The sequence below is a fragment of the Pseudoalteromonas sp. PS1M3 genome, from assembly GCF_016865405.1.
Classification (GTDB): Bacteria; Pseudomonadota; Gammaproteobacteria; order Enterobacterales; family Alteromonadaceae; genus Pseudoalteromonas; species Pseudoalteromonas marina.
Genome location: NZ_AP022624.1, coordinates 42,026 through 67,924 on the forward strand (window position 1 = coordinate 42,026; position 25,899 = coordinate 67,924).

The 25,899-nt window shown below is 37.9% G+C and carries 30 protein-coding genes and 2 tRNA genes; 14 read left to right on the forward strand and 18 right to left on the reverse strand.

Going from position 1 to position 25,899, the window contains the following annotated elements; genetic code table 11:
* Window positions 1-2 precede the first annotated feature (2 nt).
* The 6 genes from PS1M3_RS00205 (at window position 3) to PS1M3_RS00230 (ending at window position 4,340) form a co-directional block, all read left to right on the forward strand.
* The gene (locus PS1M3_RS00205) at window positions 3-1,724 is read left to right on the forward strand and encodes a polyamine aminopropyltransferase (RefSeq protein ID WP_138741155.1); all 1,722 of its coding nucleotides are present in this window, start codon (window positions 3-5) and stop codon (window positions 1,722-1,724) included.
* A gap of 80 nt (window positions 1,725-1,804) precedes the next feature.
* Window positions 1,805-2,218, forward strand: a complete 414-nt coding sequence (locus PS1M3_RS00210; RefSeq protein ID WP_006793818.1) for a YjfI family protein — start codon at window positions 1,805-1,807, stop codon at window positions 2,216-2,218.
* 24 nt (window positions 2,219-2,242) lie between these two features.
* Window positions 2,243-2,935, forward strand: a complete 693-nt coding sequence (locus PS1M3_RS00215) for a PspA/IM30 family protein (RefSeq protein ID WP_006793819.1) — start codon at window positions 2,243-2,245, stop codon at window positions 2,933-2,935.
* A 73-nt stretch (window positions 2,936-3,008) separates the two neighbouring features.
* On the forward strand, window positions 3,009-3,647 hold the full coding sequence (locus PS1M3_RS00220; protein WP_006793820.1) for a DUF4178 domain-containing protein: 639 nt from the start codon (window positions 3,009-3,011) through the stop codon (window positions 3,645-3,647).
* A complete protein-coding gene (locus PS1M3_RS00225) occupies window positions 3,644-3,964 on the forward strand; it encodes a hypothetical protein (protein ID WP_138741156.1) in 321 nt (106 codons plus the stop codon). The genes PS1M3_RS00220 and PS1M3_RS00225 overlap by 4 nt, the downstream gene beginning before the upstream one ends.
* Window positions 3,965-4,151: 187 nt before the next feature.
* Complete coding sequence (locus PS1M3_RS00230; protein ID WP_006793823.1) at window positions 4,152-4,340, forward strand: hypothetical protein; 189 nt, start codon at window positions 4,152-4,154, stop codon at window positions 4,338-4,340.
* Window positions 4,341-4,369: 29 nt separating this feature from the next.
* Here the strand turns inward: PS1M3_RS00230 and PS1M3_RS00235 are convergent, their stop codons facing one another.
* The 5 genes from PS1M3_RS00235 to PS1M3_RS00255 form a co-directional block, all read right to left on the reverse strand.
* Window positions 4,370-4,774: a hypothetical protein gene (locus PS1M3_RS00235; protein ID WP_138741157.1), complete on the reverse strand. Its 405-nt coding sequence runs from the start codon at window positions 4,772-4,774 to the stop codon at window positions 4,370-4,372.
* 10 nt (window positions 4,775-4,784) lie between these two features.
* Window positions 4,785-5,291, reverse strand: a complete 507-nt coding sequence (locus tag PS1M3_RS00240) for a hypothetical protein (protein ID WP_138741158.1) — start codon at window positions 5,289-5,291, stop codon at window positions 4,785-4,787.
* A 113-nt stretch (window positions 5,292-5,404) separates the two neighbouring features.
* Window positions 5,405-6,778 (reverse strand): lyase family protein, encoded by a 1,374-nt coding sequence (locus tag PS1M3_RS00245; protein WP_138741159.1) that lies wholly within the window; start codon window positions 6,776-6,778, stop codon window positions 5,405-5,407.
* 11 nt (window positions 6,779-6,789) lie between these two features.
* Window positions 6,790-7,155 (reverse strand): hypothetical protein, encoded by a 366-nt coding sequence (locus PS1M3_RS00250; RefSeq protein ID WP_238530287.1) that lies wholly within the window; start codon window positions 7,153-7,155, stop codon window positions 6,790-6,792.
* A gap of 94 nt (window positions 7,156-7,249) precedes the next feature.
* Window positions 7,250-7,435, reverse strand: coding sequence for a hypothetical protein (locus tag PS1M3_RS00255; RefSeq protein WP_006793828.1), 186 nt, complete (start codon window positions 7,433-7,435; stop codon window positions 7,250-7,252).
* 196 nt (window positions 7,436-7,631) lie between these two features.
* Here PS1M3_RS00255 and PS1M3_RS00260 point away from each other — a divergent pair, with 196 nt between their 5' ends.
* The gene (locus tag PS1M3_RS00260) at window positions 7,632-8,222 is read left to right on the forward strand and encodes a DUF938 domain-containing protein (protein ID WP_008128308.1); all 591 of its coding nucleotides are present in this window, start codon (window positions 7,632-7,634) and stop codon (window positions 8,220-8,222) included.
* On the opposite strand, the gene PS1M3_RS00265 is transcribed toward PS1M3_RS00260, so the two are convergent.
* The 3 genes from PS1M3_RS00265 to PS1M3_RS00275 all read right to left on the reverse strand — a co-directional run bounded on the left by PS1M3_RS00265 (window position 8,199) and on the right by PS1M3_RS00275 (window position 12,800).
* Window positions 8,199-9,338 (reverse strand): GNAT family N-acetyltransferase, encoded by a 1,140-nt coding sequence (locus PS1M3_RS00265; RefSeq protein ID WP_138741160.1) that lies wholly within the window; start codon window positions 9,336-9,338, stop codon window positions 8,199-8,201. The two genes, PS1M3_RS00260 and PS1M3_RS00265, sit on opposite strands and share 24 nt — an antisense overlap.
* A 222-nt stretch (window positions 9,339-9,560) precedes the next feature.
* A complete protein-coding gene (locus PS1M3_RS00270) occupies window positions 9,561-12,272 on the reverse strand; it encodes an ATP-binding protein (protein ID WP_203985643.1) in 2,712 nt (903 codons plus the stop codon).
* Window positions 12,273-12,344: 72 nt separating this feature from the next.
* On the reverse strand, window positions 12,345-12,800 hold the full coding sequence (locus tag PS1M3_RS00275) for an Lrp/AsnC family transcriptional regulator (protein ID WP_008128312.1): 456 nt from the start codon (window positions 12,798-12,800) through the stop codon (window positions 12,345-12,347).
* A 127-nt stretch (window positions 12,801-12,927) separates the two neighbouring features.
* Between PS1M3_RS00275 and PS1M3_RS00280 the strand changes: the two genes are divergently transcribed.
* Window positions 12,928-14,097: a monodechloroaminopyrrolnitrin synthase PrnB family protein gene (locus PS1M3_RS00280; RefSeq protein WP_203985646.1), complete on the forward strand. Its 1,170-nt coding sequence runs from the start codon at window positions 12,928-12,930 to the stop codon at window positions 14,095-14,097.
* Window position 14,098: 1 nt separating this feature from the next.
* Window positions 14,099-15,223: an aminotransferase class V-fold PLP-dependent enzyme gene (locus PS1M3_RS00285; protein ID WP_203985649.1), complete on the forward strand. Its 1,125-nt coding sequence runs from the start codon at window positions 14,099-14,101 to the stop codon at window positions 15,221-15,223.
* Here PS1M3_RS00285 and PS1M3_RS00290 read toward each other — a convergent pair.
* The 5 genes from PS1M3_RS00290 to PS1M3_RS00310 all read right to left on the reverse strand — a co-directional run bounded on the left by PS1M3_RS00290 (window position 15,207) and on the right by PS1M3_RS00310 (window position 18,070).
* Complete coding sequence (locus PS1M3_RS00290) at window positions 15,207-15,695, reverse strand: RNA-binding protein (protein ID WP_203985651.1); 489 nt, start codon at window positions 15,693-15,695, stop codon at window positions 15,207-15,209. The two genes, PS1M3_RS00285 and PS1M3_RS00290, sit on opposite strands and share 17 nt — an antisense overlap.
* A gap of 122 nt (window positions 15,696-15,817) precedes the next feature.
* Window positions 15,818-15,910, reverse strand: a tRNA-Ser gene (locus PS1M3_RS00295).
* 49 nt (window positions 15,911-15,959) lie between these two features.
* A tRNA-Ser gene (locus PS1M3_RS00300) sits at window positions 15,960-16,050 on the reverse strand.
* A 217-nt stretch (window positions 16,051-16,267) separates the two neighbouring features.
* Window positions 16,268-16,408, reverse strand: a complete 141-nt coding sequence (locus PS1M3_RS00305; protein WP_008128321.1) for a hypothetical protein — start codon at window positions 16,406-16,408, stop codon at window positions 16,268-16,270.
* An 864-nt stretch (window positions 16,409-17,272) separates the two neighbouring features.
* Complete coding sequence (locus tag PS1M3_RS00310; protein ID WP_203985655.1) at window positions 17,273-18,070, reverse strand: YggN family protein; 798 nt, start codon at window positions 18,068-18,070, stop codon at window positions 17,273-17,275.
* 381 nt (window positions 18,071-18,451) lie between these two features.
* Between PS1M3_RS00310 and PS1M3_RS00315 the strand changes: the two genes are divergently transcribed.
* Complete coding sequence (locus PS1M3_RS00315) at window positions 18,452-18,637, forward strand: PA3496 family putative envelope integrity protein (RefSeq protein WP_010558095.1); 186 nt, start codon at window positions 18,452-18,454, stop codon at window positions 18,635-18,637.
* Window positions 18,638-18,752: 115 nt separating this feature from the next.
* On the opposite strand, the gene PS1M3_RS00320 is transcribed toward PS1M3_RS00315, so the two are convergent.
* The 3 genes from PS1M3_RS00320 to PS1M3_RS00330 all read right to left on the reverse strand — a co-directional run bounded on the left by PS1M3_RS00320 (window position 18,753) and on the right by PS1M3_RS00330 (window position 20,470).
* Entirely contained in the window at window positions 18,753-19,250 is a 498-nt protein-coding gene (locus PS1M3_RS00320) for a glutathione peroxidase (RefSeq protein ID WP_010558094.1), read from the reverse strand.
* A gap of 219 nt (window positions 19,251-19,469) precedes the next feature.
* A complete protein-coding gene (locus tag PS1M3_RS00325) occupies window positions 19,470-19,769 on the reverse strand; it encodes an AzlD domain-containing protein (protein WP_006793840.1) in 300 nt (99 codons plus the stop codon).
* The gene (locus tag PS1M3_RS00330; RefSeq protein ID WP_203985658.1) at window positions 19,766-20,470 is read right to left on the reverse strand and encodes an AzlC family ABC transporter permease; all 705 of its coding nucleotides are present in this window, start codon (window positions 20,468-20,470) and stop codon (window positions 19,766-19,768) included. Before PS1M3_RS00330 ends, PS1M3_RS00325 begins: the two co-directional genes overlap by 4 nt.
* Before the next feature lie 98 nt (window positions 20,471-20,568).
* Here PS1M3_RS00330 and PS1M3_RS00335 point away from each other — a divergent pair, with 98 nt between their 5' ends.
* The 3 genes from PS1M3_RS00335 (at window position 20,569) to PS1M3_RS00345 (ending at window position 24,201) form a co-directional block, all read left to right on the forward strand.
* Window positions 20,569-21,225 carry a cytochrome b/b6 domain-containing protein gene (locus tag PS1M3_RS00335; protein ID WP_203985661.1) on the forward strand — a complete coding sequence of 219 codons (657 nt, stop codon included), beginning with the start codon at window positions 20,569-20,571 and terminating at the stop codon, window positions 21,223-21,225.
* Window positions 21,226-21,417: 192 nt separating this feature from the next.
* Entirely contained in the window at window positions 21,418-21,981 is a 564-nt protein-coding gene (locus PS1M3_RS00340; RefSeq protein ID WP_010558090.1) for a hypothetical protein, read from the forward strand.
* Window positions 21,982-22,125: 144 nt separating this feature from the next.
* Window positions 22,126-24,201: a S9 family peptidase gene (locus PS1M3_RS00345; RefSeq protein ID WP_203985666.1), complete on the forward strand. Its 2,076-nt coding sequence runs from the start codon at window positions 22,126-22,128 to the stop codon at window positions 24,199-24,201.
* A gap of 70 nt (window positions 24,202-24,271) precedes the next feature.
* Here the strand turns inward: PS1M3_RS00345 and PS1M3_RS00350 are convergent, their stop codons facing one another.
* Window positions 24,272-24,745, reverse strand: a complete 474-nt coding sequence (locus PS1M3_RS00350) for a Dps family protein (RefSeq protein WP_006793845.1) — start codon at window positions 24,743-24,745, stop codon at window positions 24,272-24,274.
* A 326-nt stretch (window positions 24,746-25,071) separates the two neighbouring features.
* Here PS1M3_RS00350 and PS1M3_RS00355 point away from each other — a divergent pair, with 326 nt between their 5' ends.
* Window positions 25,072-25,281 (forward strand): hypothetical protein, encoded by a 210-nt coding sequence (locus PS1M3_RS00355; RefSeq protein ID WP_058552761.1) that lies wholly within the window; start codon window positions 25,072-25,074, stop codon window positions 25,279-25,281.
* Here the strand turns inward: PS1M3_RS00355 and PS1M3_RS00360 are convergent.
* Entirely contained in the window at window positions 25,278-25,883 is a 606-nt protein-coding gene (locus tag PS1M3_RS00360) for an alpha/beta hydrolase (protein ID WP_203985670.1), read from the reverse strand. The genes PS1M3_RS00355 and PS1M3_RS00360 overlap by 4 nt on opposite strands.
* Between the last annotated feature and the right edge of the window lie 16 nt (window positions 25,884-25,899).

Here is a 25,899-nt window from a genome sequence, read left to right on the forward strand (position 1 = left end):
TCGTGTCATCAACAACTCAAAGCCCAAGTAAGTCTCGCTTACTTGGGCACGATATATTACTTATCACTGTTATGGCTGTGCTCGCTGGGTGCGGCCTTATTTATGAGTACCTACTCTCTCACTATGCCGGCCGAGTACTAGGCTCTGTAGAAAGTGCTATTTACGCCATGATTGGCACCATGATAGTAGCTATGGGGCTAGGGGCTTTTTTAGCGCGTTGGTTTAAAGATGCGTTCACCGCATTTGCTTGGCTAGAAAGCATTATAGCTTTGATTGGCATGGGCTGTATTTTGGCCATAGCAAGCGTGATTGCAGTTAGTTATTCGCTTCCTCATTTGTTTTCGAGCATTTTTAACCTGCCACCTGACGTTGTACTTAATGGCTATGTATTTCAAAAGTTACAAGAATGGTCACGCTTTTTACCTTATGTATTTGGCTTAGTATTAGGACTGTTTATTGGTATGGAAATACCGCTTATAGCGCGTATTCGCCAACATGTGTACGGGCGGTTTTTAGAAAACAATGCAGGAACTATTTATGGTGCAGACTACATTGGGGCAGGTATTGGCGCAGCAATTTGGGTAAGCATAATGTTGGCTATGCCTATCATGCAAGCTGCTGCATGGACCGCTTTATTTAATATTATTGCAGGGCTTGCTTTTTTATGGCGCTATCATGCCCATGTACGATTTGCTAAAGCTTTGTTGGTTTGCCATATTTTACTGCTTGTGCTGTTTGGCTTTATTTTAGTGCTCGGCAGCAGTTGGATGAATAGCCTAAGCAACGTCTTATATAAAGATAAAGTTATTTATTCTCAAGCGACTAAATATCAGCATGTTGTATTAACAGAACGACTTAGCAAAAATCAACCGCAACCAATTACCGACCTATACTTAAATGGCCGCCTACAGTTCTCAAGTGTTGATGAACAAATATACCATTCAATGCTAGTTTATCCGGCTATGCTTGCCTCTAACCGCCATGATAAGGTGCTAATTATTGGCGGGGGTGACGGTTTAGCATTAAGGGATGTACTAAAATGGTCGGTAAACGAAGTCACTTTAATTGATTTAGATGGACAGTTACTTAACCTATTTGGCCACGAAGACGATAAGTTTACCTCGCCCAAAGCCATCACGCAGCGATTAATAAACCTCAATAACGACTCAATGAAAGACCCCAAAGCTAACATAATCGTGGGTGATGCTTTTTTAGAGGTTGAGAAATTACTCGATCAAAACAAACAGTTTGACACTGTTATTATTGATTTACCTGATCCGAATCATCCTGACCTAAATAAGTTATACAGCGACTATTTTTATAATCATGTACGCCAATTACTTGCTCCTGATGGGGCTATGGCTGTGCAATCAACGTCGCCATATCATGCAAAAAAGGCGTTTCTGAGTATAGCTAAAACTGTTAAGGCTGCCGGGTTTGATCACGTGGAGCAATACCAACAAAATATTCCATCGTTTGGTCAGTGGGGGTGGACAATTGCTACCAAAATGGGTCAACCAGCCAGTGCACGAATAAATAATATAGGCGAAATGCCGGTATCGTCACGATGGATAAGTAAAAAATATTTACTAGCAAGTTTTGTATTCCCTAATCAGTATTTTGAACAAATAAATGATATTGAGGTCAATAGGTTAGGTTCTGGTCAGCTTTATGATTATTACCGTTCAGCATGGCAAATAGAGAGTGAATTGTATAAAAACTAACAAAACATGGTTGACATAATATGTCTACCGTGCGAATCTTAACTCAGACATAATATGTCAAACAACACAAAGGCAGAGACATGGAATTAAACGAACTTTCAATAAAATTAGCCTCTTTTGAAACTGAAGGCGCTAACTTTGAGTCTTTCTTGATTGCCAATCCAGGTGAGCAAGATGTTTTACAAGTCATTGTTGATGGAAATGATGAACTTCCAATTTTTGTTACGCAAACTCAAGAGCAGTTGTTATGTATTAGCTACTTGTTTGGCGAAGACGAAGTGAAAAGTGAATTACGCAACGAGTTAAACGAAACATTGTTACGCTTGAACGTGCCAATTCCACTAAGTGCATTTGCTAAAATCGATAATAAATACGCGATTTTTGGTGCACTGTCGGTAAACTCATCATTAGATGATGTTACCCACGAACTAGTGACATTAGCTGACAACGCGATTGATGCACTAGAAGCCGTGACCTTGTATTTAAACGATTAGTAACTAGTTAGTGGAGTTAAGATTATGAGTATTTTAAAAAAATTATTTACAGCAGTACGTGGTGGTGCTCGTGAAGCGGGCGAAGCAATTGTAGATGCAAATGGTATCCGTATTTTTGAACAAGAAATCGCTGATGCACAAAATGCACTTCACCGTGCTAAAAAAAGCCTGACCGAAGTAATGGCTAAAGAAATGCAAACTAAGCGAAAAATTAGCGCTGTAGATGCATCAATTGCTGAACACGAAGCGTATGCAGGCCAAGCACTTGAAAAAGGTAACGAAGCCTTAGCATTAGAAATTGCAGAAAAAATTGGTGATTTTGAAGCTGAAAAAGCTGAAAACGAGCAAGTATTAGCAGGTTTTAGCAACCACATTGTAACGCTTAAGCAGCAAGTTAAAGACGCTGAAAAGTCGATTAAAGAAAATCAACGTCAGCTTACGATGGTTAAAACCACAGAAAGCGTACAGCAAGCAACAATGGCTGTTAACAGCACGCTTAATACGAATAGCTCTTCGATGACCTCAGCTCGACAATCACTAGAGCGTATTAAACAGCGTCAACAAGACCGTAGCGATCAGTTAGGTGCTGCAAAAGAGCTTGAGTCAGAAGTTAATGGCGACGATTTAAAAGCGAAAATGGCTGAAGCAGGCATTGGCGATACAAGTCCAAAAAGTGCCGATATTTTAGCGCGCATTAAAGCCAAGCAAAACGGCTAATAGTTCGTACATTTATAATAAAAGGTAATTAAGCGTCGCTTAGTTACCTTTTTTGCTTAAGGGATGCTTTATTATGTTTAATTTTTTCAAATCTAAAAAAGAGCCAGAACGTCAGCTTAACCATGCAAGTGAGCTTAAAAAAGGTGACATGTTTACCGTTATAGATTCGTTTGCTTATCCGTCGTGGTTAAAAGGACAAACATTGCGTGTTATTGATGTGCAAACTTATCAATATCAGCACAGTAGTGATACTGAGTTTGTGCTTGAGACAAACAGTGGTCAAGTTGTGTTTTTACAAATAGCACAAGAAGACGGCGAGCAATGGGCTAATTTTTCGATAAAAGTACAACGAGATGAAGTAGACGATATTTTCACATTAGATGAATTTGCTCGTATTTTTGATGAAGAGTCGTTAACGCATATTGCAGTTAAAAATACTCCTGAGCGTTTTATGCAGTTTTTGGCTAAAAGTTACCAACAAACTGAATCGCCGTTTGTTTGTTATTTTCATAATAAAGACTTTCGTGGTCAAAGCCTACCTCGCTATGAGCAAGACGGTGGCGAGCCTTGTGAAATGATATGTTTAGAATCGCCTGATGAAGGGCATAGTCTAAATATTGAAATTTGGGATGGCGGCGAAACCGAAGTGTCATTAACACTTACGCGTCCAATTACCGATATAGTGGATTTATTTCCTGGAGACGCGAAGTGAGTGATGCTAAAGATAAGTGGTTGCGCCAAGAGCAAGCTGTACGTGCAACACAAATGGCATTTGATTTGAGTAGCGATGTTCAAAAGCAAATAAAAAAGCAAGCAATTGACCAAGAGCTCACGCCATCCGATATGATCCGCAAAATACTTGGCTTAGATGTTAAGTCTAAAAAGACTCGACAGCGCTTATCGTTCAATTTGAATGATGATGAGATAGCGCAACTAGCGGGCCGCTTTGATGTACCTAGCGAAGATAAGCGCGCGGTAAAGCAACAAGTAGCAGAGCTTTTAATTGCGCATACTAAAAAAGCTAAGTAGTTGGCCTAAACCTGGTTTATAAAAGTATGTTAGGCAGTTATTTTAGCTAAAAATAAGATTAAATAGATGGGTACTTCAATGTACTTTTAAATCTTTTATCAAAAGCTAATAAATTGAAAAGCAGTGCTTTTGCGTTCTTTGTATTAAGCCCTTACACTAAAGGTAACAACTATAAAGAAGTACTGCTTTGAATATTATACTGATTACTTACCTAATTATTTTTGCTTTATTTGGTACTGCAGCAAGTTATTTTGTGCGTTTTATATATGCATACTGGGTACTAAAAACTATGCCAATGAAATACATACTAAAAGCAGGGATATGTGTGCTGTTAGTCGTGGTTATTTCAGCGCTTATTCCGTACTTAAGTCAATAACGCTGAAATAGCACTTAATACTTTATTTATTACTTAATATCTATTGATTGGCATTGCTGGTTAATGCACAGCGATTGTACTTCAATAACCGGTAAGCAATCGGTTAGTGATTGTTGCTCATTTTGATTTTTTTCTTGTTCGGTGATCTGCTTTGCAATGCTTTCTGCTTGCTCTTGAGGGGTATTTAGCGTTGAATAAACAGCATATTTACTCGGCCCGCCACACGCTCGTGCTCCTACTTCAAGTACTTTACACTGAAAGCTTGCTGTACAGCCATTGTTATCAACAATATTGGCAAGTTGGCTATTTAAAGCCGACAAGTTCTGCCCTTGAGCACTATTTACAGATGCTGTTGTTGAGCAACCGCTGAGTAAAAAAATGCTAGCAGCAACACTAAAAATTGATAATTTAACTGTCAATGTCAAACCACTCATATTGTTATCCTTAAAATACACTTACCGCTGAGCCTTCAAGTTTAACACATTTATTTTCAACACACTGAGTGCTTGGTGTTGTTAAATGCTGGCAAATACTCATCATTCCTTTTTGCGCATTAAAATTACTTTCAAGCTCGGTGATTGTTTTGCTCAGTGTTTTTACTTGCTCGTCTTTTGCTGTTTTAGTTGAATAAACTTCAAAGCTACTAGGGCCACCACAGGCGCGACTACCTACTGCAATAACTTTACATTGCATACTTGTATCGCAGCTGGTGTCAGCAATAAGCGTGTTTAATTGGGTTTTAGCTGTCGTAATATCTTCAACCGATACCGCTTTAACACTTGAGTTTGAAAGTTCCTCAACGTCACTTTTTGTTTGAGTGGTTTCTTTTAGTGTTTGTTGTTTTGGTTTTATTACTTCAGCAGTGGTTACTGATTCTTTTTCTGCTGGTGTTTTATCTAAACACGCACTTAAACAAAGGGGTAAAACAAGAGCTAATAATACAGGGCGCATAAGATACCTTGATAGTGATGAATAATTCATCACTATCATACACGGTGCATTTTTTACGGCAATAAAAACTATATAATCAAGTAATTAAAGCCGTATTTAAGGCTTTTTAAAAACTACAAGCCACCTTGTGTGAGCTTAGTCGGGTTGAGCAGTTTTTCGAGCTCTTCACGTGGTAAGTCAGTTTCTTGTTCGGCAACATCAATAATAGGACGGGCTTCTTTATAGGCTTGTTTCGCTATTTTTGCTGCTTTTTCGTAACCGATCACCGGATTAAGTGCAGTCACTAAAATAGGGTTTTTGGCAAGAGCGCGGTCAATGTTAGCTTGATTTACGATAAATGTGGCTATGGCTTTTTCTGCCAAAGCTTGGGCGCTGTTTGTTAGTAGCTCTATGCTTTGCAAAATATTATAGGCAATAACGGGCAGCATAACATTTAGTTCAAAGTTACCAGATTGACCAGCAACGGTAATTGTAGCGTCGTTACCAATCACTTGCGCACTAACCATCGCAGCGGCTTCTGGTATGACTGGGTTTACTTTACCCGGCATAATAGATGAGCCAGGTTGTAGGGCTTCAAGTTCTATTTCGCCTAAACCTGCAAGGGGGCCTGAGTTCATCCAGCGTAAGTCGTTCGCTATTTTCATTTGAGCTACAGCGAGTACTTTTAACTGCCCAGACAGTGCAACAATGGCATCTTGTGAACCAATATTATAAAAAAAGTTTTTGCTTGGCGAAAACCGGATCCCCACGTTTTTAGTTAGGTTAGTGCAAAATAAGTCTGCAAACTTTGGGTCGGCATTAATACCGGTACCAACAGCTGTACCACCTTGAGCAAGCTCACACACTGGCTCTAAGCTATGGCGAATGCCTGAGGCCGCGTTGTTTACTTGCGATTGCCATGCATTAAGGGTTTGCTCGAATGTAACAGGCATCGCGTCCATTAAGTGAGTGCGACCTGTTTTAACAATAGCGCCTACTTCGCTCTTTTTATTTTCTAAATGTTGCGAAAGGTTTTCAAGAGCTGGAAGTAATGCTTGTTTAACGGCTAGGGCACTACTTAGTGCAATAGCCGTAGGGACTACATCGTTTGAGCTTTGGCCCATGTTTACATCATCATTAGGATGTACAAGCTCCTGTTGAGTACTGGCAAGTGTTGCTATTACTTCATTGGCGTTCATATTAGAACTAGTTCCTGAACCGGTTTGAAACACATCAACAGGAAACTGATCATGATGCTTACCATCAATAATCGCTTGGCAAGCATGCTCTATTGCAGTTGCCTTGGTTTTATTTATAAGCCCTAGCTCACAGTTACTTTGTGCTGCAGCTTGTTTTATATACGCCAGTGCCTTTATAAATTGTGCTGGCATAGTGAGGGCGCTAATAGCAAAGTTATTAACAGCGCGCTGTGTTTGTGCTTGATATAAAGCGTTAACAGGTACTTTTAATTCGCCCATACTGTCTGATTCTATTCTAAAGTTGCTCATTAATGTGCTCCTTAAAAAGGGTTGAATTCGTGACTAAGAATACGAGCTTCACGCTCAAGTAATAAAAATTTAGCACGACTATTGTGGCTTATGTAGAAACGCTTTAATGCAAGTAATGGTTTGTGTAGCTGGTGTAGGCATTGTTTGCGAATTGCATTATGAGTAAGAGGATCGCACATTTTATTTATAATTTCATGGTGTGTGCGTCTTAAGTAATACTCCTGAAGTAGCGGATTATCAAGTTGTTCAAAGTTTTTAGCTACGTTGAGAGCTGCGTCTATATAATGAGCGACAAGCATTGGGGCATGCAGGCCTGGTCTTTTGCAATTAAATGCAAGAGTATGTTGATAGTTATGTAAGGCGTGATTTGAAGACATAAAAAAACCGACTCAACTAATGATAATAGTTATCATTACATTTAATCGGTTTCAGTGTAAATAGTTATTATAAAAATTATTTACGGCGTGTATTTTAATTATAGCCGAGAATAAATATCTGGTCTGTTTCATGTTTAGTGATCGCCTTTTGATTATGTTTTGGATGAGAAAGTAAATCAATAACTGTTGCTCTCATATCAAGGGTTTCACTGTGATCATCGGTACTTTTATCGGTGATAGCTACTGCTGCATCAACAGCGGTATAGGGAGGCATATGCATAATTTTATCCTTTTGTGATTAGTTAATTAACCCTTAAATGGGTCAATTATGTTGCTGCATAATACATACCAATCAAGCCAGCTATATCTAACTATATGATTATATTTAACTTAATAAATAAATCATAATTAGTCACGACAACATATTGCAAATTTGCTTTACTATTGTGCAAACATCCACAATTTTGGTGCACGCAATGACAAAGCCATTTTCACAAGCATGTGAAAACAATAAAGGGCCAATTTTAGAGCATTTAAATAGCGCGTTAAAAAACGTTAAAACAGTATTAGAAGTTGGTTCTGGAACAGGTCAGCACAGTGTGTTTTTTGCTGAAAAATTACCTTATCTACAATGGCATACAAGTGATCGTGTCATTAATCATGAAGGTATTAGGCTATGGCATAGTGAAGTGAATTTAGCTAATTTACATGCCCCTATTGAGCTTGATTTAAACCAGCCATGGCCTATCGAAAAAGTAGATGCTATATATACTGCGAATACATTTCATATTGTAAGTTGGTTATTAGTTGAGCGTTTTTTTGACGGGGTTAAACGTCACTTAAATGATGAGGGGGTTGTGTGTATTTATGGTCCTTTTAAGTACAAAGGTGAATACACTAGCCAAAGTAATCAAGAGTTTTGCGCCTTTTTAACTGAGCGAGATCCTTTAAGTGGTATAAGAGACTTTGAAGCTGTTTTATTATTGGCCAAGCAAGCAGGGCTTTCGCTTATGAGCGATCATGCTATGCCTGCTAATAACCAGTTACTCGTTTTTAAACGGCAATAACGATGTGCACTGTGCTTTGTAAAGTGCAATATGCTGGCGTTCTCGAGACAGGTAATCTGCAATTGCACTGCTAAAGTCATTGTTAACAATATGGTGGGCTGAAAAAGTAGTAACGGGTTCAAACCCTCTGGCTATTTTATGCTCCCCTTGTGCACCTGAATGAAAGCAGTCGAGTTTATGTTTAATAGCAAATTCTATCCCTTGGTAATAACATAGCTCAAAGTGAAGTGCGTCAATATTTTCGCTTGCCCCCCAGTACCTGCCGTAAAGTGTGTTTTCACCAATTAAACTGAGTGTTGCAGCGATGACTTGACCGTCTTTTTTGGCAAGCATAATAACCAGCTGCGATGCCATAAGTGCATGCAAAAGGGTAAAAAATTCACTGTTTAGATAGCCTAAATGTCCTGAGCGTTTTAAATAGGTGCGCTGATAAAATTCGCAAAACAGCTGCATTATTTCAGGTGTGATATCTGAACCCTGTAGCCACTCAGTAGTAATATTTTGATGTGTTATTTTAGCGCGTTCTTTTTTTAGCGATCTACGTTTACGCGAGTTTAGCGTTGTTAAAAAGTCGTCAAAAGTATCAAACCCTTTATTAAACCATTGAAATTGAACGCCCTCTCTGAGCATCGCTTGCTGCTTAGTGAGTAACGTTGCTTGTGTTTGGTCGCAAAAGTTTATATGCCAGCCAGACCATCCTTGCTCAATGCTGTGTGTGCAGAGTTGCTCTGTAATATAGTTGTATACGACGGTGTGGTTTGTGTGATGAATGGCAATACGTTTACCTTCAATTGGGCTAAATGGCACGCCTGATAGCCATTTGGGATAGTAATGCAAACCATTTTTTTCGTATGCTTCAGCCCATGCCCAGTCAAATACATACTCACCATAAGAATGGCTTTTTACATAACCAGGTGCAAGCGCTATTAAGTTACTCCCTTCATATACAGCTAAATGATAGGGCTGCCAGCCACTTTGCTGTGTTACACATTGGCTTTGCTCTAAGGCGTATAAAAAGGCATGTTGAGTAAAAGGTTCATCACCAAAAAAAGCATGCCATTGCGCTTGGTCTATTTCATTAATATTTTTAAACCATCGATGAGAAAAGCTTTTCATGATGCCGACCTTGTAAATATTGCGTGCTTAATTGTGCGCTCTAATTTGTAATTTTATTGGCACTTATTTTACTTCTAAGCTTCAATTTATTTTTTCAGAGCTTTTAATAGTCACGTATTAAAGTGATTTTTTACGATTCGATTAGGCTAATTGTGTTATTAAACACCACGAGTGACTATATTAACTCAGTCACGTAGCGTGATGATAACAATTTTTTGGGTGCTATTTAGTAACTGTTTTTACAAACTGACTCAAGCACTCGGTCAGTTTTGCAAGTTCTATGGGTTTTGCTAAATGTTCGGTAAAGCCTGCTTTTTTAGCTTTAATTTTATCTTCTGGCATGGCATCAGCTGTTAGCGCAATGATGGGTAATGTGTGTTGCGATTTAAACGCTCGAATTAATTCTGTTGCTTTATAGCCATCCATAACAGGCATTTGGCAATCCATTAATACCAAATCAAAATGTTGTTCTTTGATTATATTTACAGCTTCTTCACCATTTTCAACCAAGTGAGGAATGATACCTAAAGATCCCAACATCGCTTTTATTACCATTTGATTCACAGGATTGTCTTCTGCGACCAAAATATTTAAAGACGTAATATCAATATCTTTTGATATGGCTTCTGGCTCTATATCTGGCTCTGTTGTTGTTAAGTTAACGGCAAACGTAAAGGTTGACCCTTCACCCAGCTCGCTTTTTAAATTAAGTGTTGCTCCCATTAGCAAACATAGTTCTTTAGCTATTGTTAAACCAAGGCCAGTGCCACCAAATTTTCGAGAGGTTGAACTGTCAGCTTGGGTAAACGCGTTAAATAAGGTGTTGTGTTGGTTTTTTTCAATACCTATGCCAGTATCTGATACTGCAATGCTTAGTTTTACCTTATTGGCAGACACAAACTCTGTATCTATATCGAGCGTAACGCTTCCTTCGTTAGTAAATTTAATCGCATTACTACATAAATTAAGTAGTATTTGTTCTATGCGCATTGCATCGCCTAAAAACCAGGTATCTACAGGTAAGTTACATTTGAGAATCCATTCAATGTTTTTATTTTTCGCACTTTGCTCAAACATTGTGTCAATGCGCGTTACAAGTGCTTTTGGATCAAACGCAATGGACTCTAGTATTAAATGTTGTGACTCTATTTTTGAAATATCAAGAACGTCGTTAATTAGGTTTAATAGACTGTTTGAAGAGGAGTAAATTTTTTTAATGTAGCTGAACAGCTTTTGAGCATCATCACCTTTTTTCGCAAGTGACGATAGGCCAATAATGGCATTTAATGGGGTGCGTATTTCGTGACTCATATTGGCTAAAAATTGGCTTTTAGCGCTATTGGCTAAGTCAGACTGTTTTTTGGCTTTTACCAATGAGCTTGTTCGTTCTGCAACTTGGCGGCTAAGCGCTAGTTGCTGCTGGTTAAATAGCATTAACACTACAATAATAAGTAAACACACAGCGGTTTGTAGCATAAGTAAAAATAAAGACATTTCAATGTTTTGTTGTGAAATGTAGTTTTCTTTAAGTGCTAATTTTATTACCCATTGCTGACCTCCAAAGTTAATATTGAATGACATTAACTGGCTTTGGGTTGCTTGCTCAAAGTTTTGAGAGTCGTTACTGTAAAAGGCGGGTTCGTTGTCAAATTCAAACACATCAATAGAAAACATTTCAGATTGCTGCTGTGTAATAGCTTGTTCAATAATTTTATGGGCCAAAAATACACCGGTGGCATAACCCTTTATATTTTCATTTTGACCATAAACAGGCGCAAATAGTAGATAGGCGGGTGTTGGTGTTTTTGTTTGGACTAATTGAATGATTTTAGTGCTGATAGGTAAATATTTGATAGCTGGATTTTGCAAAGATGCTTTTCGATCTGGGTTTGAATATACATTAAAGCCAACCGCCTTTTGGTTACTTTCTAAAGGAGCTATATATTTAACAACCACTAGAGGGTCATCATCTTCGAGAGGATCACCAACAATGTTTATATTTTGCCGATAAATTGTTGACATTGTATTACTGAGTGTTTGGCGCTGCGCTTGTGTTATTTGTACATTCCAAGACAATGCTTTAATAAATGAATGCTTTTCAAGTAGTTTATTTGCTGAAGCGTAAAAGTCTTGCTCATTAAACTCAGGTGATGATTGTACTTGGCTTGCTAAGCTTTGCACGGCGATAATACTTTGATTGATATACCTGTATAAACTGTTTTCAATAACTTCAACTTCTCGCTCTGCAATTTTAATTGTATTTTTGCTGTTTTCGCGTTCGTAAATTTGTGCTGTAAGCGCCACAGATATAAATAAAATAGAGCAAACTGCAATGGTTTCAAAGGCTAAGACTTTGCGTTGTCCAGGTGCTTTGGGCAGTAGCGACAATAAAAAAGGTGAGGCAATAAGTACCCCTAATATATCTCCTAACCACCAATAAATAACATGAAGCCAATGGTCCTCAATACTATAAAGTGGGTTAAAGTTACTTAACGCAAATACACCAATATTTGATGATAGTAAGCTTACTAAAACAGCAACTACAGCAATAAAATAAGCAATGTATTTTCGTTTACGAAAATAAAGCGGATTTCCCAACCAATACCTTAATATTGCGGCACCGACCATAGCTTGGATAATAACGCCAAGGGCAATGTAAATGGCCTGAGTAAACGTATTGCCGACCAGCATTATTTCATGAGCTGAGTTATCGAATATATTTAAGTTAAATGCAATTGCTGCTGCAAATAAAGGCGGTATAAAACGCCACCACCATATATAACAACCAACTAAAGCAATACCTGCCGGTAGCCAGATAGGGACTATTTGCGAGTTAAATGCAAACGCAGTAAGTCCAACGCCCAGTAAGTAATAAGCGAGGGCGAATAATATGTAGAAAATAATTGATTGAGAGGTTGAGGCGAATATTTTCACATAATATCCATATATCTATGTTTCTGTTTGAGAAATATCAGTATAGCTAACAACTTTGTATTTGCCGTACTTTTATAGCGGAAGCTGCTTTTTAGTGAACGACTGCTTAAGTACCACCGTTGACTCTATATTCGCTATGCAGCTCAAACTACCTAACCGATGTTTAACAAATTGTTCATAGCTTTCAAGATCGTTAGCAATAATTTTTAGTAAATAATCATAGCTACCCGATATTACACTGCACTCTAATACATGAGGTAGCTTTTCTACCGACTGTTCAAATAAGTCTGCCGCGCTTACAGAATTTTGATTTAGCCTAATAAAAGCATATACCAATACGTTTAGTTCAAGTTTTTTAGGATTAATTGACGCGTGGTAGCCCGTAATAACATGCTCTTTTTCAAGTTTTTTGATTCGCCTTAAGCAAGGCGTATCAGACAAGCTAATCGTATTTGCTAAATCTGAAACCGATATTCTGGCATTTTCTTGTAGTGCTGTGAGTATTTGCTGATCTTTTTTATCTAACATTTATTGTTATCTATTTTTAAATTTTTAGTGATTATCACTAATTATAGACACTTTCACTTTGTTTTTTGATGATTTACGCTCGCGTTACTCTGTTAGCATTTAAATATAAAAATAATAGAGCAAAATAATGAATACACATACGGCCACATTTGATGATTGGATACGCACTGAGTTTGTAGAGATAAATACTGAATTAGAGCAGCTTTATTTGCAGCAATTCGATAAAGCAAATGTTGAAGGTGTTGGTGAGAAATTAAAGCAACAATTAAAAAGGCAAGGCAATGTATTAATTTCACACTTGTTAGCAGAAGGAAATACCGATCAAGGGTTTGATCGTGCATTTGATTTATTAGGCAATGTTGGATTATTCATGGCTGCATGTCGCCGCCATGAAATAACTGAGCCCAGTAGAGAAACTACTTCACCTTTGGTAGAGGCATCGGCATTGGCAATGCATATTGGTGCGTCGATTGGTGTAACACCGCGGTTTGCTACCGCGCATTTAACCACCCACAATAAAGCTGTTAATGGCACCTATAAGCGCTTTACTAATTTACCTGATGAAAAACTTTTTTTAGATTATAACACTCAAGGTATTTTAGCCTACAAGCGAGCAAGTGATGCCTTATTAAAGATAGTACCACTGGGTATTTCACACCCTTTGTGTGGTGAATTACTAAAGGCTGCAAAGTACGCGCTCATTAATGTAATTGAATCTAACAATGCACTTTACACACAATTAGATACAGATCGTTTTTTTAACTGCGTTCGCCCTTACTACAAACCATACCGTGTTGGTAAAGAGATTTATCGAGGTGCAAACGCAGGCGATTTTGCCGGAATTAACGTAATTGATATGTTGCTTGGTCTTTGTAGTGCGAATGAGCCAAGCTACTCACAAATGCTGGTGGATAAGTTTTTATATATGATGCCAGAAGATCAGCAAATATTAAGAGAGTCAATGCGAATACAAAGCTTTATGGATGATTTTTTACAGGCGCAGCAATATAAAAATAGCAACTGGTTTAAATCACATGGAAAGCTATTTATACAAGTATGTAAGTTACATGGTGACACAGCAATCGGACATCATAACCAATTAGTAGAAAAATTTATTGCGCAACCTTCAAAGCAAATGCACGAGCAACATTTAAGTAAAGTAACGGCAAGTGGACCGCCACTTCATGTATTACTCGATTCGTTAGAAAAGTTGAGGGATAGACGCGCAGCGGCAAAAAGGGACGATATAAAAACGCGGTTTGACGATCTCAATTCATTAAAAGAGTGGGTGAAGTAATATGCTTAAAAATGATTTTTGTATATCTGAAGGTTGCTACTTTTTAAGCCACTCCGTCGGCAGGCCACTAAAAAGTTCTCAACAGTACTTTACAGAGCACTATCTATCACCATGGCAAGATTCAAATAAAGAGCCATGGCAACAATGGTTACCTCAAATAGATGCGTTTACTTCTGCACTAGGTAAGTTATTTAATTCGCCAAGTTCACAATTTTGCCCGCAAGTTAACTTATCAAGCGGTTTAACTAAGTTAGTTATGTCGCACCCTCAATTACAACAAGCACGCTGCAAAGTGCTTATGGCACAAAGCGACTTTCCAAGTATGGGGTTTGTAATGCAAAAGGCGTTACCGCGTTGTGCAGAAATAACGTTTATTCCTGAAGAAGAAGACCTAAGCGATATAGCTGTATGGGAGCGTTATTTAACATCCGATATAGATATGGTGTTTGTAAGCCATGTTTATTCAAATACGGGGGTTCAAGCACCGATAAGCGATATTGTACTACGCAGTAAGATGACTAATAGCCTTTCAATAATTGATGTGGCGCAATCTGCTGGAGTGTTGCCTATTGATTTAACAACGCTTGATGCCGATTTCATGATTGGCTCAAGTGTTAAATGGTTGTGCGGCGGGCCAGGTGCAGCCTACTTATGGGTTAATCAAAACCAGCTGGAGCAGTGTAAGCCAAAAGATGTAGGGTGGTTTTCTCATGAAGACCCCTTTGAGTTTAATATTAACCATTTTAGTTATCATCACAGCGCGCTGAGATTTTGGGGAGGCACCCCTTCTATAGCCCCGTACGTGATTGCTGTGAATAGTATAAATTACTTTGCAGATCTGACAGTTAGAAAGGTAAGAGAGCATAATCTCGCGATGATTTCGAATATTCATCAGCATTTAAGTGAATTTGTTGTATCACCAATACAAAGCAATCAATGTAGTGGTACCGTTATTTTGTTTTTTAAGAATAAACAGCAGCAAATATTAGCAGCGCTGGGTAAAGCAAACATGAGTGTTGACGAGCGCAAATACGGAATACGAGTCTCACCGCATATTTACACAACGGAAGAAGATGTAAACGCACTTATCAATACCATAAAGCAAGCGCTTAAGGAATTTGACTAAGCAACTGCTTTCGTTGACGTAAAGCATCTATTTGTTGTTGTGTACGCGTAACCTTTGATTCATATGCGCTGGTAATTGGCGCTGTTTTTTTAGCAATGGCGTCAGCAATAGAAGAGGCGCCTAACCGGTTAGCCTGATCTTGTGTAACATAGCTGGCTTGCTTTACTTGCTCTTGGTAGGTTTTTTCTGTTTGTTTAAGTGTTAATAGTAGCTTGCTTATTTCACGTTCTATTTGCTGAACTTCTAAAAAATTGTCTACTGAACTATCGGTAACATTATTTGCTTGAGTGGGGCTTTTATAGGCTTCAATTATATTGATTTCTTTTAGTGTGATCTGTTCGGCATCTTTTGAGCAAGGTGTTTGGCTAAAGGTAGGAACACCTTTAATTACACACTTGTATACCGTTGTATTTTGTGAAAAAGAAAAAAAAGGTAGCGCTGTGCATGTAATTAACAATATGAACCTGTTCATAGCAAACCTAAAGTGGCTATCGTTTTAGTAATAATGCACTAAGTCATAGCGGGTTACAATTTGTTTAATTTTTATAAAATTTAGGCACAAAAAAACCACAGTTAAGTGGTTTATATAGTATATGGTGGAGAGGGAGGGATTCGAACCCTCGATAGAGCTACAAACTCTATACTCCCTTAGCAGGGGAGCTCCTTCGGCCACTCGGACACCTCTCCAACGCATAACCGGTTGTATTGATGATATAAAAAACCACCAACTAAAATATGGTGGAGAGATAGGGATTTGAACCCTAGATAGGCTACAAACCTATGCCGGTTTTCAAGACCGGTGCATTCGACCACTCTGCCATCTCTCCGTGACGCAGAATAATACTTAGGTGATGGGGGTGTGTAAATAGCAAAATGTCTGTTTGCCTAAAAAATAAACGTAAATACGTGTTTTTTTACAAATTAGGGGAAAATAAGGCAATTATTAATAAAATAAAGAGGTTGCAGCAAACTGTGGGAGCTAAAAAAGAGACTTTTTAGTGGTTGGGTGTTTGCTGCACCGAATAAATAACCATGGTTGGGTGATTATTTATATTGCGCTGCGCCGCCAAGTGCTAATTTTTTTCCAAGCGTATTAAGTCTAGCTAGCATTTTTGCTTTTCGGTTGGTTGGTTTAACTGCAATTTGTGTGTTTGCTGTTTGGTTTAATGTATTTATAGGGTTCATCACTTGGCTCCGGTTTAGGTCTGTTGAAAACATGCGCATTTTGCATGCAAAGTGTACAAAAATAAAACGATAAAAATTACCTGTGAGGTATTAGTTATTTTTATCTGAAGTGGTGATTGTTAATCAAATGTTTAATTGTGTTTTTTCTGTTTTTTAATTTTTATTTCACTTGGTTGTTTTTTAGTTTGTTGTTTTAAATGTATTTTTACTATTTTTGTTTTTTATTTATGCATATTCGATTGTTTTAAATGGGTAATTATTCAGATTATTTTATTTAGGTTTTAATCATTGTGTTTGTAGTGTTTTTTATTGCAGCTAGTAGTTATGTTTAGCGCAATAAAAATCGTCAATAATTTGATATTTAAAATAGTAATTGACTTAAAAATACGATTTTTTAATAGTGTGCTTCTCTAATAAATAAAAAGCGCCTGCTATGAGGCAGGCGCTTTAGTGTTAGTTACGTTTAAACGTGTCTAACTGGGGATGGAGCCTCTCAGCTTTTTGCTAAGGGCATAAATTTTGAAGCAAATTGCTTGCTGAATATTTTAGTCTTGCTTAGCCACTAAAAATTGGATGATTAAATCTTTAGTGTTATCAAAAACAGGGGGGCATATGAGTTAAATTTATGTCCATAAAACGCTGCTTTTATCTTTATTGTTTATAACGATAAATAACGAACGCAGTCTATGTTTGTATAAAGCCATAGAGTTGTTTACTTAGGCAAGTACTAACTAGACCAATGGCCCTTATTCTGAGCCGAACAACATAAACGAGAAAAAAGAGACAGAACAGATACAAAAAAGCAGCATTCAATAAAATAAAATGCTGCTGAAGGGATGTTAAATATAGTGAGTTAATTGCGGGTTATTTAACGTGTTTAAAGGTAAATAATTGATAACCTTCTAGCTCAGGAACTAACGTTACTAGCTGCTCTTCTTGTTTTGCAATTTCAGCAAAATTACCGCATAACGAATTAGCTCGTTGCTCTAAGTTGTTCGCGTGTAACTCTACTTTCTCTTCAATTTGTGCGCCCATATTTTCCATGCGTTCTTCGAATGCATCCATATCGCCGCCAGAACCTAATAACTCCGATCCAAGCGCAACCAGTATACTACCCATAGATTGCATGACTGCTGATTCAACGGCTGTTTCTATTTGTTTTTCAAACTGATGCTCAAAGTTTTCACCAAATTGGTTAAAACTTTGCTGGCCCATAACAAAGGTGCCTTCTTGATAAAACGTGTTTTCTACTTCTACGCGTATATCGTCCATTAACGATGACATATCGTCTAAGCCATTAATGTTAAAAGCATTACCAACTTCTTCCAAAGCAACACCGGCGATTTTTACGCCGTCTAATGCTATATTAGCGACTTCGGGTAGCTGTATACGTAAGCTATCAGAGTATTGAGTAAGAGCTTGGCGTTGTGAGTTATTAAGCGCTACAAACTCACCGTTTACCATTAAATCGCCATTGCTGTTGAATTGCATAGCTTGGTTTTTTGCTGTAAAAATTTCTAGTTCGTTTGGCTTGATGCGAACATCATTTTTAAACTCTACGTCGCATTGATCGTTGCTAAATGAAATTGTTGAATCATTATCGTTGTGTGCCATAGCAACAGGTGTACAGATTAATGCGCTAACTAATAGTAAATTTTTCATGTGATGACTCTATTTTTTGTTGATAACAAATAACTAATAACAAGTTTGGTGCCACTATTTTTTTATCAACAAAAGCAATGGCTTGCATTTCATACTAGGTTTAAAGGTCTGTTTAATTTTTATTATTAGACTATATTTTAGTGAAATTAACCAATGAATATAAATTTATAAAAAAAATTTATCGATACGATAAAAAACTCTCACTTTCCACAATTGCAATTTAGCGCTATTTATTCACATTAATGACATGAAGGCTATTTACTATGGCTTTGTGGCTTTACTTTGATGCTAATTTGCACAGCATATTGGTGTTAAATTTTTTAATTTACCAATTACATTAATTAAAGCGTAATTGGTCTCAAACACTTTATGGAGTGGGTTGTGGGTAAGACATTTAGTTACGATGCGCTAGATGATGATTTTGTTGAAGACGAATACGAAATGGTCGGTCGAAATCAACACGATAAAAACAAGCAAAAGGTTAAGAAAAAGTTGGAAGACTACCTTGAGCAAAAACGCTTGCGCAAAAATCTAGGCGAAGATGACTTAAGCGATTACATTGATTAAATTGCACTAGTATAAATACAATACCAATTAATAACGGCAGCTAAGTGCACAGACAAGTACGCTTAAGCCGTTGTTACATTGGCAATAAAGAGGCTAATAGCCTCTTTATTACTTTTTACTGTGTGCTTTTAGCCTTACTTAATGCTTTTTGTATAGTGAGCTCTATCTTTTCTGGCTTAGTAAAAGGGGCATAGCGCTTAATTGGTGTGCCATCGGCTGCAATTAAAAACTTAGTGAAATTCCATTTTATTTTTCGAGTTAAAAACCCCGGTAAAGCTGATTTTAAAAAGCGAAATACAGGGTGTGCATTTTTTCCATTCACATCAACTTTGTCTGTTATTAAAAAACTGACTCCGTAATTTATTAAGCACCCTTGCTCTATTTGCGACGCATCTCCAGGTTCTTGTTGGCCAAATTGATTGCACGGAAAGCCTATAATCACAAGTCCTTGACTGGCGTACTTTTCATGAAGCGCTTGTAAAGATGCGTACTGGTAGGTAAATCCGCATTTACTTGCAGTATTAACAATGAGTACAACTTTTCCCTCAAAGTCATCAAAGTTAATAGGTTGGCCTTGTAGACTTGTTGCGCTTAATTGATGAAACTTTTGCATGGTGGCTTCTTATTATTGTTGTTAGGTATACTTTAACGCGGTAAAGGTTGCACATAAAGTATAAAGTATACTCGTGACGCGAGATATGTGACCTAACGGCCTTGGTATAGTTTGAGCTAAATTTTGCGTATTGCTTATACCTAATTCCACATCCTTGTAGGTGAAAAATAATAAACAATCCTCAGACTGCTAAAACTTAACTTTAGAGGGTAATAAGCCCTAATTTAAAATTAGAAACAAACCCATACCGGCAAGTGTTGTGTAATAAATGTTATGTGTTTTATAAGCTACAATAATGGCTACAATAGCAGCACTTAAGTAAGGGTTTTGCCAATGTAGGTTTATGCCTTCGTCACCCAAAAATACAATAGGAACCCAAATAGCGGTAAGCACGGCCGGTGCACTAAAGCTTAAAAATTGCTGCATTTTAGGGCCTACTTTAAAAGGCAATGCACGGTGTAAAAATAAATAACGCGTAAAAAACGTAATGCAGGCCATGAGTAAAATAGTGGTCATCATGTTTTAGTGTCCTTTTTCGCTGTTAGCCTTGCCGTTGTATAGCCTGCACTCATTGCTAATAATGCGGAGCACACTAGCCATAATTCAAACCCTGTGCTTTTTAACCACGTAGCAGTAATACCTGCCACAATAACAGTCACTAAAGAGGCGGTATTTTTAATACCTGGAATAACTAAGGCGATAAAAGTAGCTGCAATTGCAAAGTCGAGCCCTAAGTTAGTTAAATCAGGAAGCATAGATCCTGCAACAATGCCTATTAATGTCCATATATTCCATGCGATGTAAAAACTAAAGCCTGCACTAAGCGCATAAACTAAACGCACTTTTGTACGATAAGCTTTACGGTGATGAGAAAACGCAAATAATTCATCGGTTAATACAAAGCTAACAGGTAGGCGCCATCGCATTGGTTGATCTATGACTTTGTGTCTAACAGCAAGTCCATATAAAAAATGCCGAGAGCTAATTATAAACGTGGTGAATAATATGGTAAGTAAGGGGGTGTTACCCGCCATAAGTTCAATAGCGACAAGTTGAGCTGAACCTGCAAAAACCAGTAACGACATGGCTTGTGTTTCAAGAGCTGTAAATCCATTTTGAATAGCTAAAGAGCCGCAGAGTATTCCCCATGGAATAACGGCTAAGCAAAGCGGAAGCATATCAAAAAAGCCTTTTATTATCGCTTTTTTAACTGGTTGCATAGCATTTACCTTGCTGGCTTGTAGAATGGCAGATAATGACACCTTATTATGAGGTTGATTAGCATTTTAATAATACTGTTTTTTAGAGGGTAAACACAATGACGACGATAAAAGTATGGGATGGGTTTATACGGTGTTTTCATTGGCTGTTAGTCATTAGTATTGCTGTTTTATATTTTAGTGTAGAAGAAGGCATGATTGAGCTGCATTTTGTTGCTGGGTTCTTTACTTTAGCGCTCATTGTTACGCGAATAGTATGGGGGATTGTTGGCAGCAGAACAGCAAAATTAAGTGGCTTGTTTCACTCACCTAAGGCTGTGTTACAGGGGCTTAAAAACCCGATTGACACCATTGGACACTCTGCTCCTGGCAGCTATATGGTTCTTGCTTTTTTTACGCTTATATCAACGCAATTAATTACCGGGTTGATGAGTAGCGACGGTATTTTAACTGACGGCCCGCTTGTTGAATATGTATCGAGTGATACGGTCGATTTTGCTAATTGGCTGCATCACCTTAATTTTGACATATTGCTGTATGCAATAGGCTTGCATATAGCGGCAATTGTTGTGTACAAGATTAAAGGTAAGCCTTTAGTAAAAGCAATGATTACTGGAGAAAAAGCATCAAAATCAAACAGTGTACAAAGCTCCGTAACTAAGTCGCCTTGGCTCGCGTGGGCTATATTTGCAGGCTTACTAATTGTACTCGCATTTACTTGGGGGCAAGAGCCTTTACAGTACTTATTTGGATAAATTCGCTTTAAAGTGGTCCTTAATTACTGGTTGTAAATCTCGGTTACATTCTTTTGTTTGATTGTTAGGGTGTGGGTATTTATAATTAATCCTTCCTTGGCAAGTTAGTGGTTTGCAGTATTACTTGTTATTGGTGCTTGTTGTTTATTCATAGTGAATAAACTATGTCACTCTTAAGGTGTAGCCGTGTTTATGCATACGTCGTTGGCCTGCGGGGAATGGTCAACAATTGGTTGCTTAAATCATCACACTCAATTATTTATTGGTGATGTGGTGAAAGTAACTTTTTATGACATGCAAGGAGAGCTAATTAGCTTATCGTTTGATTTTAAAATTACTTCATTTGAACAAGGGGAGCCCCACGCTTGGCCGCGTTTGATAGCAGAATACATTAATGTTCACATTCCTTTGGTTAGTGCAGGAAAAATGACTGAACACGGTTTAGTAGTCGCTTATCGGAATAATAAAATCTTTGCATTGCAAAGTAGCGGTATATGCAAAGCGCATATTGATTTTCATTGTATTGCAAAATGCGACGATCGTGACATGAGTACTCAACGTTTGTATGAGTATGTTTACCCTGAGCATAGTGAACGCTATAACGCAGGTACTAAGGTGTTACAGCCTAAAGATGGTTGCATATATCAATGTAGGCCTTGGCCTTTTAACGAGTTTTGTCGAAAAGCAAAGGATACACATTCAATATTTGAACCAGGGATAGGTAAAAGTTGGGCTATGGCTTGGCTGCAATTATAAATTAGTTAATTACATGTTTCTTCCCATAGGTATTACAGGTTTAGGAATAAATCGGTTGCCTTTAAGCCCACTCAACTATTGAGTGGGCTTTTTTATTTTTATGATAAACTGCGAGCATTATTACTTCTTTAATTTGGTTTATTTGTGCCTAGTCCAGACTACTCTTTAAGCTTGCTGCCTCATTTCCCTGTTGCTGAAAAACAGCCCCATACATTAACTACACATAATAAAAAAAGAACCGACCATTACTATTGGATGCGTGATGATGAGCGCAAAAATGAAAAAGTACTCGCACATTTACAAGCCGAAAATAACTATTGCGATGAGCAATTAGCATGTATTAAACCCTTGCAAAATACCTTATTCGAAGAGTTAAAAGCGCGTATTGTAAAAGACGACAATTCCGTGCCCGTCAAAGATGGAAAATACTGGTATCACTCTGAAGTGCGCGGTGACGATGAATATGCGCGTCATTATCGTAGCACAAGTATTAAAGCTGAAAATAAAGCCCTTTTGCTAGATGTAAACGAACTTGCACAAGATTTTGAATTTTTTGACCTTGGGGAAGTTGCATTAAGCCCTAATGAGCAGCTTATGGCATATTCACAAGATACTGAGGGTCGCCGTATTTATAACGTTCGTTTTAAAAATATATCAACAGGTGAAATGCTCACTGATGAGCTTGAAAATACAGAAGGGCAAGTTGTTTGGGCAAACGACAATAAAACCGTTTTTTATGTTAAAAAAGATCTGCAAACTTTATTAGGGTACCAAGTATTTAGGCATGAGCTGGGAAGTGCGCAAAGCCAAGATGTGTTGGTGTATGAAGAACACGACAGCAGCTTTTTTATGGGACTGGGTAAAAGCCGAGATGAAGCGCTAATTATAATTGATTTGGCATCTACTGAGTCCAACGACACATGGGTGCTTGATGCCAATAATCCGCAAGGTCAATTTAGCGCACTCATGCAAAGAGAAGAGGGCCATGAGTTTGATGTCGATAAGTTAGGTGACACATTTTATATTGTCACGAACTGGCAAGCTAAAAACTTTAGATTGATGACTGCAACCGAGCAGACCATTGCAGATAAAACTCAGTGGCAAGAGCATACAGCCCACAGGGAACATGTATTACTTGAAGGCGTTGAGCTTTTTAATGATTTTTTAGTCCTCAGCGAACGAGAGCAAGGACAAGCACGTTTTGTTGTAGTAAATAAAGAAGGCAAGCGTATGGCGCTTGAGTTCGACGATCCTTGCTATTACGCTGCTGTTGCAATGAACCCAGAGCCCAATGTTAAAACGGCGCGCATTTATTACTCAAGCTTAACCACTCCAGGTTCTTTGTACGATGTTGACCTTATAACGGGTGAAAAAACATTGCTTAAACAGCAAAAGGTATTAGGTGACTTTAAAGCCACAGATTATAAGTCTGAGCGGCTGATGATTACTTCGCGTGATGGCGTCAAAATACCTGCTTCTGTTGTATACCGAAAAGATAGTTTTAAAAAAGATGGCACCAACCCATTATTTCAATATGGGTATGGGGCTTATGGTTACACCATTGATCCGAGCTTCTCTAGCACGTCGCTCAGCTTACTTGACCGTGGTTTTGTTTATGTCATTGCACATGTGCGTGGTTCCGAAATGCTAGGCCGCAATTGGTATGAGCAAGGTAAAAAAACACATAAACAAAATAGTTTTAGTGATTTTATCGACGTAACAAAAGCGCTGATTGAACAAAAATACTGTGATAGCAGCAAAGTATTTGCATCCGGTGGTAGTGCGGGTGGCTTGCTTATGGGGGCGGTGCTGAATCAAGCTCCACAGTTATATTGTGGTGTAGGGTGTCATGTGCCATTTTTAGATGTACTCACCACTATGTTGGACGAGAGTATTCCACTGACCACCAATGAGTACGATGAATGGGGAAACCCAAACGATCCACAGTTTTATAATGTAATAGATGCGTATTCGCCTTATGACAATATAAGCGCACAAAATTATCCTAATATATTAGTCACTACCGGCCTACATGATTCGCAAGTGCAGTACTGGGAGCCCATGAAGTGGGTTGCTAAAATGCGAGAATACAAAACAGATAATAATATATTGGTATTTAAAACCGATATGGACGCAGGTCATGGCGGCGCATCTGGACGCTTTAAAAGCTTGGAAGAAAAAGCACTTGAAATGGCATTTTTTATTGCGCTGGTTGAATGATACATTTTGTTAAATAAACAAAAAAGCCTCAGTGGTAGCTGAGGCTTTCAAAATCAGAATAACGTTTAGCTTAATCCAAGTAAGCTTTTAGCATCCAAACTAGTTTTTCTTGTTCAGAGATGTAGTCTCCCATTAATGATGCTGTACCTTCATCGCCTGCATCACCTGCTTGGTTTAAAATCTCACGTTGCTTTTTAATTAATGTACTGTAGCCCGCTAATATATTTTCTACGGCAGTAACACCATCACTTATGCCTTTTGCTTCTTTTATTTCACTTACTTCAAGGTAATCTGAAAATGCATGTAACGGCGCGCCATCGAGCGTTAAAATACGCTCTGCAATCTCGTCTACTTTCAAAAGTAACAGGTTATAAATTTCTTCAAACTTAACGTGTAATTCAAAAAAGTTACGGCCTTTGATGTTCCAGTGAAAACCACGAGCATTCATATACTGTATTTGGTAGCTGCTCAGTAAAGTATTAAGTGATTTTACAATGTCGTCGCTTTTTGCGCTGTTTAAACCAATTGCATTTACATGTGACATAACTTGCTCCTTAAGAACCGTTTGTTTGTTAACTTGAGTAAAGTATTACTTTTTTAGTTAGATTAGTAAAACTGTTTATATCTATGGAGTTAATAGTTAAAACCTATTAAATGACTGGTACATAAGTTTTGTTTGCTCTATACAGACATGGGGTCTAATTATTAAAATTCACCTCAGTTTTTTAAGGTGGTTTATTGGCTAAAATACGATCTAAAACAAGCTTAGAAGGTGTTATTAAATTTGTTAATTTATTTTTTGATTTAGGTCAAAAATCACTCTTTTTGAAAGCGCATAATAATGGTGCTGAATTAATTAGGAGAGTGAACATGTACGCAAAAACAGGCAAACAAAATAAAGCAGAGTTAATTGTGGTATGTATTGCGCTGGTGGCATTTGTGCTCGGTTTGGTAGCTCATTTAGCGGGTGCAAGTATCGCTAACTCAGACGTGTTTGGTTATATAGCTGCGCCAATTCCATTGGTGCTTGGGGTTATTGTTTTACTAAGTTATAAAATAGCTGAGGCAGCAGAAGATTAACTGCCTTCGCCTAAACACTTTAAAATATAATCGACCACTTCACGTGAGTAAATCATACTGGTATGGCTTAAGTGAAACACTTTGTGTTCTGCCATACCTTTTAGTTTAGTTTCATCAAGAAGAACCGTGCCGTCTGACTTGCTACCCTTTACAATAAGAGGCATTAAGCCGATTGGTAGGTCGCCAGCAATACTATAAAGCTTTGCTTTAAATGGCCAGTTACCATTTTGTGTGAGTAAAAACTCAACGCTATTTTTTAAAAAAGCTTCAAACCCTTTTTGTTTCATTTTTTGTGCAATGTGACTGCCTTGATGGGGAGTACCAAGCGTTACTACTTTTGTAACGAATTGGCTGGCGCTTGAGTTAGCTTCTAAGTAAGCTCTAGCCACTAACCCACCCATAGAGTGGCATACTAAAGCAGTGGGCTCATTACCAATAAACTCATCTATTTGTTTAAAAATAGCATCACGATTTGGGTCAAGAGTATTGTATGTAAGGTTTAACACGTTAACGCCTGAGCTCTCTAACCTAGAGCAAAGGGGGCGCATAACAAAGCCAGACATATACAAGCCATGTAAAACAATAACGTGTTTAACTTTCATATAACCCCTAAAGCAA

What these genes read in the sequence shown, in the direction of transcription:
- PS1M3_RS00235 (WP_138741157.1), bottom strand. Translation starts at nt 4,774, where the DNA reads ATGAGTGGTTTGACATTGACAGTTAAATTATCAATTTTTAGTGTTGCT.
- PS1M3_RS00215 (WP_006793819.1), top strand. Translation starts at nt 2,243, where the DNA reads ATGAGTATTTTAAAAAAATTATTTACAGCAGTACGTGGTGGTGCTCGT.
- PS1M3_RS00285 (WP_203985649.1), top strand. Translation starts at nt 14,099, where the DNA reads ATGCTTAAAAATGATTTTTGTATATCTGAAGGTTGCTACTTTTTAAGC.
- PS1M3_RS00210 (WP_006793818.1), top strand. Translation starts at nt 1,805, where the DNA reads ATGGAATTAAACGAACTTTCAATAAAATTAGCCTCTTTTGAAACTGAA.
- PS1M3_RS00360 (WP_203985670.1), bottom strand. Translation starts at nt 25,883, where the DNA reads ATGAAAGTTAAACACGTTATTGTTTTACATGGCTTGTATATGTCTGGC.
- PS1M3_RS00340 (WP_010558090.1), top strand. Translation starts at nt 21,418, where the DNA reads ATGCATACGTCGTTGGCCTGCGGGGAATGGTCAACAATTGGTTGCTTA.
- PS1M3_RS00240 (WP_138741158.1), bottom strand. Translation starts at nt 5,291, where the DNA reads ATGCGCCCTGTATTATTAGCTCTTGTTTTACCCCTTTGTTTAAGTGCG.
- PS1M3_RS00250 (WP_238530287.1), bottom strand. Translation starts at nt 7,155, where the DNA reads ATGTCTTCAAATCACGCCTTACATAACTATCAACATACTCTTGCATTT.
- PS1M3_RS00305 (WP_008128321.1), bottom strand. Translation starts at nt 16,408, where the DNA reads ATGAACCCTATAAATACATTAAACCAAACAGCAAACACACAAATTGCA.
- PS1M3_RS00325 (WP_006793840.1), bottom strand. Translation starts at nt 19,769, where the DNA reads ATGATGACCACTATTTTACTCATGGCCTGCATTACGTTTTTTACGCGT.
- PS1M3_RS00335 (WP_203985661.1), top strand. Translation starts at nt 20,569, where the DNA reads ATGACGACGATAAAAGTATGGGATGGGTTTATACGGTGTTTTCATTGG.
- PS1M3_RS00320 (WP_010558094.1), bottom strand. Translation starts at nt 19,250, where the DNA reads ATGCAAAAGTTTCATCAATTAAGCGCAACAAGTCTACAAGGCCAACCT.
- PS1M3_RS00260 (WP_008128308.1), top strand. Translation starts at nt 7,632, where the DNA reads ATGACAAAGCCATTTTCACAAGCATGTGAAAACAATAAAGGGCCAATT.
- PS1M3_RS00275 (WP_008128312.1), bottom strand. Translation starts at nt 12,800, where the DNA reads ATGTTAGATAAAAAAGATCAGCAAATACTCACAGCACTACAAGAAAAT.
- PS1M3_RS00245 (WP_138741159.1), bottom strand. Translation starts at nt 6,778, where the DNA reads ATGAGCAACTTTAGAATAGAATCAGACAGTATGGGCGAATTAAAAGTA.
- PS1M3_RS00255 (WP_006793828.1), bottom strand. Translation starts at nt 7,435, where the DNA reads ATGCATATGCCTCCCTATACCGCTGTTGATGCAGCAGTAGCTATCACC.
- PS1M3_RS00280 (WP_203985646.1), top strand. Translation starts at nt 12,928, where the DNA reads ATGAATACACATACGGCCACATTTGATGATTGGATACGCACTGAGTTT.
- PS1M3_RS00290 (WP_203985651.1), bottom strand. Translation starts at nt 15,695, where the DNA reads ATGAACAGGTTCATATTGTTAATTACATGCACAGCGCTACCTTTTTTT.
- PS1M3_RS00220 (WP_006793820.1), top strand. Translation starts at nt 3,009, where the DNA reads ATGTTTAATTTTTTCAAATCTAAAAAAGAGCCAGAACGTCAGCTTAAC.
- PS1M3_RS00310 (WP_203985655.1), bottom strand. Translation starts at nt 18,070, where the DNA reads ATGAAAAATTTACTATTAGTTAGCGCATTAATCTGTACACCTGTTGCT.
- PS1M3_RS00330 (WP_203985658.1), bottom strand. Translation starts at nt 20,470, where the DNA reads ATGCAACCAGTTAAAAAAGCGATAATAAAAGGCTTTTTTGATATGCTT.
- PS1M3_RS00265 (WP_138741160.1), bottom strand. Translation starts at nt 9,338, where the DNA reads ATGAAAAGCTTTTCTCATCGATGGTTTAAAAATATTAATGAAATAGAC.
- PS1M3_RS00355 (WP_058552761.1), top strand. Translation starts at nt 25,072, where the DNA reads ATGTACGCAAAAACAGGCAAACAAAATAAAGCAGAGTTAATTGTGGTA.
- PS1M3_RS00350 (WP_006793845.1), bottom strand. Translation starts at nt 24,745, where the DNA reads ATGTCACATGTAAATGCAATTGGTTTAAACAGCGCAAAAAGCGACGAC.